This window comes from Amycolatopsis sp. TRM77291 (genome assembly GCF_054166285.1).
Window position 1 is genome coordinate 689,412 of the sequence record NZ_JBSZHF010000001.1, and the last position, 13,440, is coordinate 702,851.

Here is a 13,440-nt window from a genome sequence, read left to right on the forward strand (position 1 = left end):
CACGGTTTTCGATTGTAAGGCGAAAACCGGAGATCGGTCCAGGAGGGCCAGAACGATGACGAGCACCCTGCAGAACGACCTGACCCCGTACGGCGGAGTTGTCGCCGACGCCGCTTGGGCGGAGGAGGTGCGGAGCCTCGCCCGCAAGCGGGACGCCGTCCTGCTCGCGCACAACTACCAGGTCCCCGAGATCCAGGACATCGCCGATTTCACCGGCGACTCCCTCGCGCTGAGCCGGATCGCGGCGAGCAGCGACGCGTCCACCATCGTCTTCTGCGGCGTGCACTTCATGGCCGAGACGGCGAAGATCCTGGCGCCCGGAAAGACCGTCCTGATCCCGGACGCGCGGGCGGGCTGCTCGCTCGCGGACTCGATCACCGGCGCCGAACTGCGCGCCTGGAAGGCCGAGCACCCGGGCGCGGTCGTCGTGTCGTACGTGAACACCACGGCCGAGGTCAAGGCGGAGACCGACATCTGCTGCACCTCGTCGAACGCCGTCGACGTGGTCGCCTCCATCCCCGCTGACCAGGAGGTTCTCTTCCTGCCGGACCAGTTCCTCGGCGCGCACGTCAAACGCGTGACCGGCCGGGAGAACATGCACATCTGGGCCGGGGAGTGCCACGTGCACGCCGGGATCAACGGCGCCGAGCTGGCCGAGCGGGCCTCGGAGAACCCGGACGCCGACCTGTTCATCCACCCGGAATGCGGCTGCGCGACCTCGGCGCTGTACCTCGCCGGCGAGGGCGCCGTCGCCCCCGAGCGGGTCAAGATCCTTTCGACCGGCGACATGGTCCACGCCGCTCGCGACACCAAGGCGAAGTCGGTGCTCGTGGCCACCGAGATCGGGATGATCCACCAGCTGCGCAAGGCCGCGCCGGAGATCGACTTCCGCGCAGTGAACGACCGGGCGTCCTGCCGGTACATGAAGATGATCACGCCGGCCGCCCTCCTGCGGTCGCTGCGTGAGGGCGCCGACGAGGTCCACGTCGACGCCGAGACCGCCGCCCGTGCCCGCGCTTCCGTGCAGCGCATGATCGAGATCGGGCAGCCTGGCGGCGGAGAATGACCGACCAGGTTACCGCCCTCCAGGCGAAAACCCACCCGGTCTGGGAGGCCGCCGCCGATCTCGTGGTGATCGGCAGCGGCGTCGCGGGGCTCACCGCGGCCCTGCGGGCGCGGGAGCTCGGGCTGCACGTCCTGGTGGTCACCAAGGCGACCGTCTCCGACGGCAACACCCGCTGGGCACAGGGCGGTGTCGCGGTCGTCCTGGAGGGTGAGCACGAGCGAGGGGATTCGGTCGGCAAGCACGCCGAGGACACCCTCACCGCCGGCGCCGGGCTCTGCGACGAGGACGCCGTCCGGTCGATCATCGCCGGTGGCCCCGCCGCGGTGGCCCGCTTGCGCGCGGAAGGTGCGCGCTTCGACCCGGCGGCCGAAGGGCAGCCCGAGCTCGCCCGGACGCGAGAAGGCGGGCACAGCGCGTTCCGCGTCATCCACGCCGGTGGCGACGCGACCGGCGCGGAGGTCGAGCGGACGCTGGTCGCGGCGGCCGGTGACCGGCGGATCCCGGTTCTGGAGCACCACATCGCCGTCGACGCGATCCGCACCGCCGCGGGCGAGGTCGTCGGCGTGACCGTCCTGGACCGCAACGGAGTGCCCGGGGTCGTCCGGGCGCCCGCGGTGCTGCTGGCCAGCGGCGGGCTGGGGCAGCTCTACCAGGCGACGTCGAATCCGGAGATCGCCACCGGCGACGGGCTGGCGCTCGCGTTGCGCGCGGGGGCGCAGGTCGCGGACGTCGAATTCGTCCAGTTCCATCCGACGGTCCTGTTCACGCCCGGCGCGCGTGGCCGTCTCCCGCTGGTCACCGAGGCGGTGCGCGGCGAGGGCGCGACGTTGCACGACGCGACGGACGCTTCGGTGATGCGGGGAGTCCACCCGCTCGGCGATCTCGCGCCCCGGGACGTCGTCTCGGCGGCGATCACCCGCCGGATGGTGCAGGCGCCCGGCGGAGTCGACGACCACGTTTTCCTCGACGCGACAGGGATCTCCGGGTTCGCCAAGCGGTTCCCGACCGTGCACGCGGCGTGCGCGGCGATCGGGCTGGACCCGGCGAAGGAACCGATCCCGGTCACGCCCGCGGCGCATTTCGCCTGCGGTGGCGTGGTGACCACTGTGGACGGACGCTCCGGCGTCCGCGGTCTCTACGCGGCGGGCGAGGTCGCCAGGACCGGCCTGCACGGCGCGAATCGCCTGGCCTCCAACAGTCTGCTCGAAGGCCTGGTCGTCGGGCAGCGGGTGGCGGAAGCGGTCGCCATCGATCTCTCCGCCGGATTGCTCGCCGACCCGCGCCGCGGTGTGCTCATGCCTCCGGCGAAGGTCGCGGTGGCCGATCGCGACGCCTTGCAGCGCGCGATGAGCCGGTACGCCGCCATCGGCCGGGACGCGGAAGGTCTTTCGGTCATGGGTTCGGTGCTGGATCTTTCGGTCACCGAGAGTCCTTTGTGGACTCCACGGGTGGTCGAGGACGCGGCGCTCACCTTGGTGGCGGAAGCACTGGTCGCGGCGGCGGCGCGCCGGACGGAGTCCCGCGGCTGTCACGTGCGGACCGATTTCCCCGAACGCGACGACGACGTCTGGCAACGCGGTCAGCTCATCCGGCTCAGCCCGTCGGGGCAGCCGGTGCTGGCCGATCCGATCGCTTTGGAGGGTGTGGCATGAGCGAATTCTCCCCCTGGGTCGTCAAGGCGCTGGCCGATCACGGTCTCGACGCCGCCGATGTGCATCGTGTCGTCACGACCGCGCTGGCCGAGGATCTGCGGTACGGCCCCGACGCGACGACGAACGCCACCGTGCCCGAATCCGCTCGCGCGCTGGCCGAACTCACACCGAGGACGGCCGGTGTGGTCGCCGGGATCCCGGTGGCGCTGGCGGTGTTCGACGTGGTGCTCGGCTCGGGCCTGGAGATCCTGGCCGCCCGCGACGACGGCGACCGGCTGACCGCCGGGGAGCCCGCGCTGGTCGTGCGGGGGCCGGTGCGCGGCCTGCTCACCGCCGAACGCACCGCGCTGAACCTGCTGTGCCACCTGTCCGGTATCGCCACCGCGACCGCCGCCTGGGTGCGCGCCGTGGAGGGAACCGGTTGCCGGATCAGGGATTCCCGCAAGACACTGCCCGGGCTTCGGTTGCTGGAGAAGTACGCAGTGCGCGCGGGCGGTGGGGTGAACCACCGGCTCGGGCTCGGCGACGCGGTGCTGATCAAGGACAACCACGTGGTCGCCGCCGGTTCGGTGACCGCCGCGCTCGCGGCCGCGCGCGAGCACGCGCCCGGACTGCACTGCGAGGTCGAGGTCGACGACCTGGCCCAGCTGGACGAGGCGCTCGCCGCGGGGGCCGACGAGGTGCTGCTGGACAACTTCACGCCCGACGAATGCGCGAAGGCCGTCGACCGGCGCGACGAGGTCTCCCCGAAGACCCGCCTGGAATCCTCGGGCGGTCTGCGGCTCGACGTCGCGCGGGCGTACGCGGAGTCCGGTGTGGATTTCCTCGCCGTCGGAGCGCTCACGCATTCCTCGCCCGCGCTCGACCTCGGGATGGACCTGCGCTGAGGTGCGGCACTAGAATTCCCTTGTGTGACAAGGTAATTCTGGAGGAATGGTGGGCTTTGCCGGTAAAAGTGCCGTCGCGGGATGCGTCGGTTTCGTGGCACTGCTCGGCACCCCCGTCCCGTCGACGGCGGTCGCCGAGCAGTGCGCGAACCCGACGGGCACCTACACCGCGGCCGTCTCGTGGGGACAGCGGCTGATCGATCCCGTGCGGATCTGGCCCCTGTCCCGCGGCACCGGCCAGCTGGTCGCGGTGATCGGCACCGGGGTCGACGGCGGCAACGGCCAGTTCGCGCCCGGCCAGCTCCTCGGCGGCCAGGGCACCCAGGCCGACGACTGCGACGGCCGGGGCACCATCGCGGCCGGAATCGTCGGCGCGCAACCGGATCCGTCCACGACGTTCACCGGGATCGCGCCCGGCGCCAAGATCCTGCCGATCCGCTACACCCAGGTGAACGGCGGCGGCGACCCCGGGCAGCTCGCGGGCGCCATCGAAACCGCGCTGAACCGCGGCGCCGGGATCATCCTGATCGCCGTCCCGGCCGCCTCCGACAGTCCCGCGCTGACCGGTGCCGTGTCGCGTGCCAAGGAGAAAGGCGCGCTGATCGTCTCTCCCGCCGCGGGGACGCAACAGGGCCAGACTTCCTACCCGACCGCGACACCCGGCGTGCTCGCGGTGGGATCGACCGACCAGACCGGTGCGGCGGTGCAGACGGAATCCGGTTCCTACGTGGGGATCTCCGCGCCCGGCGCCGAACTGGTCAGCACGTCCGCGGGCGCGGGCGGGACCGTTGCGCACCGGTGGCCGGTGAGTGATCCGAGCCTGGCCGCCGCGCACGTCGCGGGGGTCGCGGCGCTCGTGCGCGCGTATCACCCGGAGCTGTCGCCGGAGCAGGTCGTCACACGGCTGACGCTGACCGCGCATCGCGGGCCGAGCGGTGGGCACGATCCCCGGCGGGGCTGGGGCGCGATCGACGCCTACGCCGCCGTTTCCGCCTCGATCCCGGCCGGCACGCCCGGCCCGGGAGGCCCGCCGAGCGCGGGCCCGGACAACTTCGTCGTCCCCGCCGCCGCGCCCGCGAGGGCCAACGCGGACAAGGTTTCCGGTGTGCTCGCCATCTCCGGGGTGGCCGCGGCCATCGCGGCCGGCGTGGTGGTGGCCGCGGTCCGGCGGGGCAAGCGCCGGGGCTGGAAACCTTCGCGGTTCCGCGCCTCGTGAGCGGCAGCGGTGTACTGGGGGACACCGCCGCCGCTCACGAGGTCTTTCGCGACCCCCTGGGGTTTAGGGGACGACAGGTACGCAGGCCGTCGAGCCCACGATGGCCACGCCGTCGCCGGCGCGGGAGACGTGCACATTGAAGTCGGCGCCGTCGCGGCTGAACTGGGCGATCAGCTCACGCGGGTTGCTGCGGTCGCGGGTGCGCCAGCCCTGGCTTTCCAGCAGTGGCAGGACGACGTCGACGAGTTTGCGGATCGTGTCGGTCGCGTCGTCCACCCGGAGGCCGTACTGCCAGCAGAGCAACCGGCCCGGCTGCGTCGGGTCGCAGTCCAGCTCGCCTTCCACGGTGCGCTCGGCGCTGGAGCCGAAGGTGCCCGCGACGCCGTCGATGACCGCGGTCAGGTCCTCGGCCAGCGGGTCGAGCTCGGTGTTCCTGGTGATCATGGTGAACCCCTCACAAGCCTCGTCCGACGCCTTCGATGACCATCTCGCGCAGCGAGCCACCGGTGAAGCCCTCGTGGGTGACCGCGCCACCCGTGATCACACCGTAGATGTTGTTCCATGAATCGGAACCCGGCTTGAGCACACCGCTGTGGGACTCGAGTCCCCACTGCAGATCGCCGTTCGCGTCGCGGCCGGTTTCCAGTTCGACGACGCCGGGGAAGCGGTCGGGGTCCGCTCCGTGCCCGGCGCCGAGCCATTCGACGAGTCCCGCATTGCCCTGAGCCACCACGATCGGGTCGAAGGGGGCCGTCATGGAGTACCGCTGCACGCCAGCCTGGCTGGCCGGGAGATCGTCCGGGCTCCAGATGCCGTGCCCCATGCCCGCGGACTCGACGTGCAGCACCTGGTCGGCCCGCAGGCCGAGCTGCTCGGCGAGCCCCACGGTCGCGCCGCCGTAGCTGTGCCCGACGGCGGTGACCACGACGCCCGGTCCGGCGTGGCTGTCGATCTGGCCGCGCAGTTCGTCGCCGAACGCCTTGAGATCGGGCGCCATCGTCTGCGCGTAGTGCGCGGCCGGCCCTTCGGTGACGACGTTCTGCGGGAAGACCCCGTCGGCCCAGACCACCATCGCGGTTCGTCCGGTGGCGTCCGCGGCGACCAGGCTCTTGCCGAGGTCGGCGTAACTCTGGAAGTTGTCGAACGAGGTGTTGACGCCGGGGACGAACAAGCCGACGTTGCGGGTGCCCGGCTCGATGCGGCCGACGAGTTCGGCGATGCGTCCGTTTCCGGACGGGTCGAACCGCAGGATCTGCCGGTCGTTGGCGAGGATGTCCTCGTACAGCGCGATCCGGGTGCGCGCGCTCGCGATGTCGTCGGCTTTCCCGCCCTGTGCCAGGAGGTTCGCGAGCCGCTCGCGTTCGGCGGTCAGCGCGTCGGTGACCTTCGCGCGGTTCTCGGCGATCGCGGTGGCCCACGAGCCGGTGTCGGCCGCGCCGCCCACGCCTGCCGGATTCCCGGCCTTGGGCAACGGGTTCTCCGGCATGAGCGACCGGTACGCGGCGGCGATCTGGACGTCGGCGCGCCGGTAGCCGCCGCCCGCGGCCGTCAGGCCCTGGTGGATCACCGTCGCCTTGGTGATCTGGCCGTCGAGTTTGCCCGCGACGTCCTTGATCGTCTTGGTGTACGTGGCCGAAGCCGCGCCGGAAGCCGAAACCTGGCCGAACGCGGTGGCGGGGACGTTCTCACCCGCCAGCGCGGTCTGCGCGGTCTTGAGCACGCCTGCGCGCTGTTCGAGTTCGGCCGCCGCCGCTTCGAGCCTGGCGGGGGCGACTCGGTAACCGCCCGCACTGGATGCCATCACCGAGCCGCCTCTCCTGGTGGAAAACGATCAGTACTGTTCGGGTTCTTCGCCGAGCACGGCGGGGGCGACCGGGGACGACTGGCCCCAGACGTTCTCGGTCTCCACGAGCCACGGCGGGATACGCCGCCCGGAGCCCATGTCGCCGCCCGCGCCCATGCCCATCGGCATCATGGGCATCATCGGCATCGCGCCCTTGGCCGCCGCCGCGCCCGCGGCGCCGGCCGCTCCGCCCGCCAGGCCGCTCATCGCGCTGCCCGAGCCGCCGTCGCCCGCCAGACCGGAGAACGCCGCCGGGGCCTCACCGGGACCGGAGAATCCGCCGCCGCCTCCGCCGGCGCCGATCGCGCCGCCGTCCAGCGACGGCGCTCCGCCACCGCCGATCGGGATGCCGCCGCCGGCGCCGCCCGCGGTCGCGCCCGCGCCACCGGCACCGCCGCCGACGACCTCGCCGTCCTTCTTCTCGTCCTTGGGGTTCTTGCCGTTCGCCCACGCGGGCACCCGCGGCATGATCGAGCCGAACCGGCCGAACGCGGCGGCCGAGGCCGCGGCGAGACCGGCGGTGAACATGTCGCCGAACAGCGGGTTCGACTTGGGCACCTGGCCAGGCTGCCCGGTGGTGGGCGGCATGGAGCCGTCGGACGGCAGCGGATGCGTGTTGTCGCCCGGCACCAGGCCGACGCCGGGGGTTCCGCCGATGTCGTTGCCGACCGAGCCACCCGGGGCGGTGCCGCCACCGGTGACCGGCGGCGGGGCGACGGCGTTCGGCGAGGCCGGAATGGACTCCTCCGCGGTGGAGTACTCGCCCGCGAGCTGGGTCATCACCACGATCGCCTTGCTGTGCGCCGCGCTGGCCGCGCCCGCGGCCTGCTGCTGCGCTTCGACGTTCGCGATGGCCTGCTGCCGCTGCTGCGCGGCGTTGATGATCGTCGCCTGCGACGAATCCGGCGGCAGCAGCGGCGGGTTGACGGCCAGCGCGAGATCCGCGGGGGAGACGTCGGGCACCGCGACCGGCGGCGGCATCTCCTTCTTGGCCTTCACCAGCGCGTCCGCGGCGTCCTCGAGGAGGTTGTTCATCGCCTGCGCGGTCTGGGCGACCTTGCGGATTCCGCCGACGAGGTCGCTGATCATCGTGTGGTACTTGTCGGCGGCGCCACCGGTCCAGTTGCCGGAGAACTCCTTCAGCTCGCCGGTCAGGTTCTCGGCCTGTTCGAAGAGCCCGAGGCCGGTGGACTGCCATTTGTGGGCCGCGTGGCGCGCCGTGTTGGGGTCGCCCGCCTGCAGCATCGCGTAGAGCTGCTGGTGCGAGTACGCGGCGAAGTTCGTGTGCGCGGTCTCGGTCATCCCTTGTTCCCCCCGCCGTTCGAGCCGCTGTTGCCGCCCAGCACGCCCCCGAGGACGTTGAGCAACGGATCGAGCAGCCCGGTCTGCTGGCTCGCATGGTTGATGTCGCCCGCCACCGAGTCGTCTGCCGCCGCGTAGCCGTCGGCGACGGTCGTCGTGACGTCCTGCGCGAACGTGATCGCGCCCTTGACCTGGTCCAGCAGGCCCTGCATCTCGGCGACGGCCGCCTGGTGCGCCTTGGTGAGTGAACCCGCCTCACCGAACTCGCCGAACAGCAGCGGCTGTTCGGTCAGGGTCAGCAGGAAGTCGTTCGGCTTGGACATCGCGTGGATCTGGGTCTCCAGTTCCCGCACGAAGTCCTTCAGTGATTCCAGATGGACGTAGTACGACTGGTCTTGCATTGATCCCGGCTCTCTCGTGAACGGCCACGCCGACAAGGGGGACGACTACGCGCGCAAAGCCGGCCGGCCGGTGCCGAGGGGGGTGAAAGCACCGGCCGGCCGACGGATGGGGATCAGCCGGCGAACAGGCCCTGGTTGCGGTTCTCCAGGCTGTGCTGGAGATCGTGGGCGTCGCCGACCTTGCCACCGAACTGCGCGATGATCGCCACGATGTCCGCGGTGGCCTGGCGCAGGCGGGTTTCAGACGCACGGGCGGCCTCACCGGCGGAGCTGCCGGAGGCGTACCAGGTCTGGGTGATCGGCTGCAGGTTGGTGTGCAGCTGTTCGAGCTGGGACGTGAGCGCCTTGGCCTTGGCGGCCAGCGAGGCCGAGCTGTGCTGCAGCGCGGCGAAGTTGATTTCGACGACGTCAGCCATGATTGGTGGTCCTCTCGCGGATCAGGGGTTCAGCCGGTGGATCACGGTCTGGTCGACGACTCCGCTGACCCCGGTGAGGCTTTCCCGGACCTGCTCGTCACCCGAGTTGTAGTTCCGGTTGCTCTCGTGCACGAGGCGCGACATCGTGTTGAGCTCGTTCACGGCGATGGTCATCTTCTCCTGCAGACGGCGCTGCAGATCCCAGAACGCGACCGCCTGGTCACCCTTGTAGTTGTGCAGGGTCTGGGTCAGCTCGCTCTCCAAGCTGGCCATCGTGGTCTTGGCGTTCGACGCGGTCTCCTCGAACCCCTGGACGGCGCGCGCCATCGCAGCTGCGTCTGCCTGATATCCCGTACCGGTCATTGATGGGCCACCTCCTCTCATCTCGCTGGAAATCCCGGTGAGCACCAGGGGACGCCCTGTCTGCTCTTGTGAAGGACACGCTAGAAAAGAGGGGAGTGCGGTCAAACGGCACAACTGCCGGTCGCGCTGACGGCACTATTACCCACAGGTCGGTGGTAGGGCTTTCCCCACCCTCGATCAGGGGGAGCGCTCCAGTGTCCGGATCGGAGCTTCCCGGCACGCTCGATCCCATGGTGGACAAGGGATCCAGGGTTGTGCTGCATAGGCCGTTGATGATCTTGGCGGCGGCGATGGCGGTGCTCGGGGTCGTCGCGCTCGGGGGCCTCGTTTTCGACGATCGCAGCCTCGTCAACGCGCCCATCTGGCTCAAACCGCTCAAGTTCACGATTTCAGTCGGGCTCTACGCGGTGACGCTGGCCTGGCTGATCGGGCAGCTGACCCGGGGCAAGCGGCTCGGCTGGTGGCTCGGGACGGTGTTCGCCGCCGGGCTCGGCCTGGACATGGCGTTGCTGTTCTGGCAGATCGCCATCCGCGGCCGGACACTCCACTTCAACCGGGAGACACCCGCCGATCAGTGGATCAACAACATGGTCGCGAACGGCGCCTTCACCGGCTGGGGAGCGACGGCGGCCATCGCGCTTCTCCTGTTGTTCCAACGTCTTCCCGACCGGGCGATGAACTCCGCGTTACGCGCGGGTGCCGCGCTGTCGGTCGCCGGAATCGGGGTCGCGCTGCTGATGTTCGGGCCGAACGAACAGCAGATGGCCCAGTTCCGCGCCGGCGAACGGCCGTCTGTCCTCGGCGCCCACGCGGTCGGTGTCCCCGACGGCGGCCCGGGATTGCCGGTACTGGGCTGGAGCACCGTGGGCGGGGACATGCGGATCCCGCATTTCTTCGGGATCCACGCGATCCAGGCGCTGCCACTGGTCGCCTTCGGGCTGCTCAAGCTCGCCCGGCGGTATCCGGTGCTCGAATCGGAATTCGTGCGGCGGAATCTGGTGCGGACCGCGTCGGTGGGTTTCGCGGGGGTGCTCGTGCTGCTCACTTGGCAGGCTCAGCGAGGACAGTCCATCGTGCACCCGGATTTCTGGACGCTGGTCGCGGGCGCGGGGATTCTCGCCGTCGTGGCGGCCGGTTCGGCTCTCTCGCTTCGGACTGCGCGGCCGATGCGTCAATTGACGTGATCTTCGCGAAATCCGTTCGGCACCTTCGTCGCGATCCGATAGCTTTCGGAGCGACAAAGGGGGAACTGTGACTCGTAGACGGTTGACGGGCGTCGTGCTCGTCGCCACGGTGGTAGCGATCGGCGGGGTGGCCTGTTCGTCGGGATCTTCTCCCGACGCGGCCGCTCCGGCGGCGCCCGAGGTGTTCGGTCCGGCGGGATATCGCGGGCTGACCTTAGGCATGGCAAAGGACGCCGCGCTGGCGGGCGGGAAGCTCGCGACCGCGCCGACGTCCACTTTGGATGGTTGTACCGATTTCTCCTACATCGGCGGTCCGGCACCCGACCCGGCGCGGATGAAGGCGGAAGCGGATGTCGAGACCAAGGCCAAGGAACTGAACAAGAAGGCCGACGAGCTCGAGGCCGATCCGGAGGCGAAGCCGGGCGCGTCCGCGGAGGAGAGCGCCGAATCGGCGGAGAAGTCCGCGAAGGACGCTCAGCTGTTCGCCGACGCCGCTCAGGCGTCCGCGGACCTGGCGGGCAAGCGGGAGGAACGGGACAAAGCCTTCGTGGTCGCCGGAGGCGCTTCGTTCGGCAAGGACGGGCTACGTGAACTCGCCGCTCCTTCGGGCGCGAAGACGGCCGAGGGGATCGGTGTCGGTTCATCGCTGGTGGAACTCAAAGCGGCTTACGACGCCAAGGGGATGAAGGTCGGCGACAACGGCCGGTTCCAGGTGCCTGTCGACGGGAAACCGGGCTGGGTCTATGAGTTCACCGTGAACGGGGACAAGGTCGGCTCGGTGTCGATGATCGACCCGAAGGCGAAGTGCGCCTGAGTTTCCGGGTTTTCAGGCAGGCGAAAAGGGCCGATCCTTTCGGACGGCCCTTTTCTCGTCGGGTCAGACTCCCGCGGTGGTGCGGATCCAGTCGCGGCTCGCCGCGACGCTGGCGTAGTTCTGGGTGCCCTGCGGGTTCGTGCCGGAGTTGCTGCCGGTCGAGCAGACCCCGACCTGGACGCCGTTCGAAAGCTGCGGGCCGCCCGAGTCGCCGTGCCAGGCCGAACCGTTGACGCCGACACTGGCGATGGCCTGGCCGCCGTACGCGTCGCTGCTGGTGCCGGTGATGCGGACGTCGGCCGTCTTCAGGACGCTCGACGGCGGGTTGTTGCCCTGCGTACGGCCCCAGCCGTAGATCTGGTTGGTGGTGCCGTTGGCCGGATTCGCGGTGCCGAGTTTCATGTACGTGGTGCTGACCGCGGTCGTGAGGTGCAGCAGCGCGATATCGCCGCTCGGGGCGGCCTTCTGCTGGTCGACGTCTGCCTCGGTGCCCTGGTTCAGGTTGACGTTGCCGACCTTGACGTGCATGCCGGGCTTGTTGAGGCAGTGTTTCGCGGTGAGGACCCACTGCGGCGCGATGATGGTGCCGGAGCAGTTGAAACCGCCGAACGCGGTGGCGTCGTCCCAGTAGATCTGGGCGCCCCACGGCGCGGAACTCACGGTACCGCCGCCGATGATGTCCTGGCCGGCGTTCGCGGCGGGGGTGGCGGCAAGGGTCAGCGCCGCGGCGGCACCGGCCACCGTTGCGACGATCTTGGACATGCGCATGAATACGCCCTTCGACCTGCGTCGGGGATTCCGTTTCGGTTTCACCAAGTTAGGCCGCGGTGAGGGTTTTTGTAACCTACCGAAGTCGGTTATCCGTCCTGGGTGAATTTCGGAATCGGGTGGATGCTGCCCTTTGCCGGGGACGTCCGTTGCATCCGTATTCGCGAGCCGACGTCTAGGGTGTTCGCGTGACGACAGTGATCGTGCTGAACGGCGGTTCCAGTTCGGGTAAGTCGGGGATCGCCAGGTGCCTGCAAGCGGTGTTGCCGGATCCCTGGCTCACTCTCGGCGTGGACACCTTGATCGACGCCATGCCGTCCACTGTGGACGAGGGGATCGACTTCGCGACGGACGGCGGGGTGAGTGTCGGATCCGGTTTCCGGCGGCTCGAGAACGCGTGGATGGCCGGTGTCGCGGCGATGGTGCGCGCGGGAGCCCGGGTCATCATCGACGACGCGTTCCTCGGTGGGGCCGCGTCGCAGCGGCGGTGGCGTGACGCGTTGGCCGGACTCGAGGTGCTGTGGGTCGGGGTCCGGTGTGACGGCGCCGTGGCCGCCGGGCGGGAGATGGCGCGGGGAGATCGGGTCACGGGGATGGCTGAGGCGCAGGCCGAGATCGTGCATCGAGGCGTGGTTTACGACCTTGAGGTGGACACTGGGGTGACGGAGGCCTTGGTTTGTGCGCGGGAGATCGCGGCTCGGGTCGGGTGATTTCGGTGGGCGCGATGGCGGCGAGCTTGGCCGGCGGGGCCTGCCCTGGCGTCTACCGGAGCCGGGGCAGTGTGATCCAGTCGTGAGCGCGTCGCATCTTGGTGACCAGGCTTGTTCGCGCTCGCGTCCGGATCCAAGGTGGACAGAGCTGAGAGGGCATGACCGAGCCGCCAAGGTGTCTCCTGTGGGGTCTTAGTGGAAGTCGGACGGCACGCTCCAAAAGGTGGGGTGCCGTCCTCTCCGGAGTGGACACTGGGTCGAGGAAGCCTCGGCTTGCGCCCGGGAGATCGTCGCATGGGCGGAGTGATTTCGCTGGGCGCGATGGCGGCGAATGGCATCTTGACGGCCGGCCTTGCTCCGCACTCGTGAAAACTCCAAAGTGGACAGACCCCGCATGGCGTGATCGAGTCGCGAAGGCGCCTTGGGAGCCTTCGCCAAATTCGGTCGGCGTTCTAGAAGGGTGGGGTGTCGTCGTCTGGTTGGGGTCGTGGGTCGTGGAGTGGTTCGGGGGTGGTGGTGTAGGTGTGGCCGGTGGGGGTGGTGATGGTCATGCCGCCGTTGCTGGTGGTCCAGCCGGGTTCTTCTTTGAGGTGGTTGTGGATGGTGCAGGCGGCGTGGCAGTTGTGGTGGTCGGTGTTGCCGTTGCGGGCCCAGGTGGTGATGTGGTCGATGTCGGAGAATTCGGCGGGCCGGTGGCAGCCGGGGTGGGTGCATTCGCGATCCCGCGCCTTGATCAGGCGGNGCGACACGGAACACCCCTTCACTACCCAGAACGAGCATTATCCCCAGCCGGTGCACTGACCATCTGAGGCCAAGGT

Annotated in this window: 14 protein-coding genes and 1 pseudogene; 7 read left to right on the top strand and 8 right to left on the bottom strand. The window is 69.9% G+C overall.

The window, feature by feature from the left end:
- Positions 1-55: 55 nt before the first annotated feature.
- The 4 genes from nadA to ACXIZN_RS03275 are packed head-to-tail and all read left to right on the top strand — an operon-like array spanning position 56 to position 4,821.
- Positions 56-1,066: a quinolinate synthase NadA gene (nadA, locus tag ACXIZN_RS03260; RefSeq protein ID WP_240594027.1), complete on the top strand. Its 1,011-nt coding sequence runs from the start codon at positions 56-58 to the stop codon at positions 1,064-1,066.
- Positions 1,063-2,718 (top strand): L-aspartate oxidase, encoded by a 1,656-nt coding sequence (locus ACXIZN_RS03265; protein WP_457952491.1) that lies wholly within the window; start codon positions 1,063-1,065, stop codon positions 2,716-2,718. Before nadA ends, ACXIZN_RS03265 begins: the two co-directional genes overlap by 4 nt.
- Positions 2,715-3,605: a carboxylating nicotinate-nucleotide diphosphorylase gene (gene nadC / locus ACXIZN_RS03270; protein ID WP_457952492.1), complete on the top strand. Its 891-nt coding sequence runs from the start codon at positions 2,715-2,717 to the stop codon at positions 3,603-3,605. Before ACXIZN_RS03265 ends, nadC begins: the two co-directional genes overlap by 4 nt.
- 46 nt (positions 3,606-3,651) lie before the next feature.
- Entirely contained in the window at positions 3,652-4,821 is a 1,170-nt protein-coding gene (locus ACXIZN_RS03275; RefSeq protein ID WP_457952493.1) for a S8 family serine peptidase, read from the top strand.
- Positions 4,822-4,884: 63 nt separating this feature from the next.
- Here the strand turns inward: ACXIZN_RS03275 and ACXIZN_RS03280 are convergent, their stop codons facing one another.
- The 6 genes from ACXIZN_RS03280 to ACXIZN_RS03305 all read right to left on the bottom strand — a co-directional run bounded on the left by ACXIZN_RS03280 (position 4,885) and on the right by ACXIZN_RS03305 (position 9,146).
- Positions 4,885-5,265: a hypothetical protein gene (locus ACXIZN_RS03280; RefSeq protein WP_457952494.1), complete on the bottom strand. Its 381-nt coding sequence runs from the start codon at positions 5,263-5,265 to the stop codon at positions 4,885-4,887.
- Between the two features lie 10 nt (positions 5,266-5,275).
- Positions 5,276-6,622 carry an alpha/beta hydrolase gene (locus ACXIZN_RS03285; RefSeq protein ID WP_457952495.1) on the bottom strand — a complete coding sequence of 449 codons (1,347 nt, stop codon included), beginning with the start codon at positions 6,620-6,622 and terminating at the stop codon, positions 5,276-5,278.
- 30 nt (positions 6,623-6,652) lie between these two features.
- Positions 6,653-7,966: a WXG100 family type VII secretion target gene (locus ACXIZN_RS03290; RefSeq protein ID WP_457952496.1), complete on the bottom strand. Its 1,314-nt coding sequence runs from the start codon at positions 7,964-7,966 to the stop codon at positions 6,653-6,655.
- On the bottom strand, positions 7,963-8,367 hold the full coding sequence (locus ACXIZN_RS03295) for a hypothetical protein (RefSeq protein WP_034319402.1): 405 nt from the start codon (positions 8,365-8,367) through the stop codon (positions 7,963-7,965). The genes ACXIZN_RS03290 and ACXIZN_RS03295 overlap by 4 nt, the downstream gene beginning before the upstream one ends.
- A 113-nt stretch (positions 8,368-8,480) precedes the next feature.
- On the bottom strand, positions 8,481-8,783 hold the full coding sequence (locus tag ACXIZN_RS03300; protein ID WP_005155348.1) for a hypothetical protein: 303 nt from the start codon (positions 8,781-8,783) through the stop codon (positions 8,481-8,483).
- A 21-nt stretch (positions 8,784-8,804) separates the two neighbouring features.
- Entirely contained in the window at positions 8,805-9,146 is a 342-nt protein-coding gene (locus ACXIZN_RS03305) for a WXG100 family type VII secretion target (RefSeq protein ID WP_076153289.1), read from the bottom strand.
- A gap of 230 nt (positions 9,147-9,376) precedes the next feature.
- On the opposite strand from ACXIZN_RS03305, the gene ACXIZN_RS03310 reads away from it, so the two are divergent.
- Together ACXIZN_RS03310 and ACXIZN_RS03315 are read left to right on the top strand one after the other, a co-directional pair.
- On the top strand, positions 9,377-10,330 hold the full coding sequence (locus ACXIZN_RS03310) for a hypothetical protein (protein ID WP_457960447.1): 954 nt from the start codon (positions 9,377-9,379) through the stop codon (positions 10,328-10,330).
- Between the two features lie 67 nt (positions 10,331-10,397).
- On the top strand, positions 10,398-11,144 hold the full coding sequence (locus tag ACXIZN_RS03315; protein ID WP_457952497.1) for a hypothetical protein: 747 nt from the start codon (positions 10,398-10,400) through the stop codon (positions 11,142-11,144).
- Positions 11,145-11,207: 63 nt separating this feature from the next.
- Here ACXIZN_RS03315 and ACXIZN_RS03320 read toward each other — a convergent pair whose 3' ends face one another.
- Positions 11,208-11,906, bottom strand: a complete 699-nt coding sequence (locus tag ACXIZN_RS03320) for a S1 family peptidase (protein ID WP_257489927.1) — start codon at positions 11,904-11,906, stop codon at positions 11,208-11,210.
- A 194-nt stretch (positions 11,907-12,100) separates the two neighbouring features.
- Between ACXIZN_RS03320 and cpt the strand changes: the two genes are divergently transcribed.
- Positions 12,101-12,622 carry a chloramphenicol phosphotransferase CPT gene (cpt, locus tag ACXIZN_RS03325; protein ID WP_457952498.1) on the top strand — a complete coding sequence of 174 codons (522 nt, stop codon included), beginning with the start codon at positions 12,101-12,103 and terminating at the stop codon, positions 12,620-12,622.
- A gap of 452 nt (positions 12,623-13,074) precedes the next feature.
- Here the strand turns inward: cpt and ACXIZN_RS03330 are convergent.
- Positions 13,075-13,362: pseudogene (locus ACXIZN_RS03330) on the bottom strand (HNH endonuclease signature motif containing protein); the annotation flags it as partial.
- Positions 13,363-13,440: the final 78 nt, after the last annotated feature.

Excerpts from the sequence above, each read along its gene's own strand:
- ACXIZN_RS03290 (WP_457952496.1), bottom strand. The coding sequence starts at position 7,966 with ATGACCGAGACCGCGCACACGAACTTCGCCGCGTACTCGCACCAGCAG.
- ACXIZN_RS03285 (WP_457952495.1), bottom strand. The coding sequence starts at position 6,622 with ATGGCATCCAGTGCGGGCGGTTACCGAGTCGCCCCCGCCAGGCTCGAA.
- ACXIZN_RS03280 (WP_457952494.1), bottom strand. The coding sequence starts at position 5,265 with ATGATCACCAGGAACACCGAGCTCGACCCGCTGGCCGAGGACCTGACC.
- nadC (WP_457952492.1), top strand. The coding sequence starts at position 2,715 with ATGAGCGAATTCTCCCCCTGGGTCGTCAAGGCGCTGGCCGATCACGGT.
- ACXIZN_RS03320 (WP_257489927.1), bottom strand. The coding sequence starts at position 11,906 with ATGTCCAAGATCGTCGCAACGGTGGCCGGTGCCGCCGCGGCGCTGACC.
- ACXIZN_RS03310 (WP_457960447.1), top strand. The coding sequence starts at position 9,377 with ATGGTGGACAAGGGATCCAGGGTTGTGCTGCATAGGCCGTTGATGATC.
- ACXIZN_RS03300 (WP_005155348.1), bottom strand. The coding sequence starts at position 8,783 with ATGGCTGACGTCGTCGAAATCAACTTCGCCGCGCTGCAGCACAGCTCG.
- nadA (WP_240594027.1), top strand. The coding sequence starts at position 56 with ATGACGAGCACCCTGCAGAACGACCTGACCCCGTACGGCGGAGTTGTC.
- ACXIZN_RS03295 (WP_034319402.1), bottom strand. The coding sequence starts at position 8,367 with ATGCAAGACCAGTCGTACTACGTCCATCTGGAATCACTGAAGGACTTC.
- ACXIZN_RS03265 (WP_457952491.1), top strand. The coding sequence starts at position 1,063 with ATGACCGACCAGGTTACCGCCCTCCAGGCGAAAACCCACCCGGTCTGG.
- ACXIZN_RS03275 (WP_457952493.1), top strand. The coding sequence starts at position 3,652 with ATGGTGGGCTTTGCCGGTAAAAGTGCCGTCGCGGGATGCGTCGGTTTC.
- ACXIZN_RS03305 (WP_076153289.1), bottom strand. The coding sequence starts at position 9,146 with ATGACCGGTACGGGATATCAGGCAGACGCAGCTGCGATGGCGCGCGCC.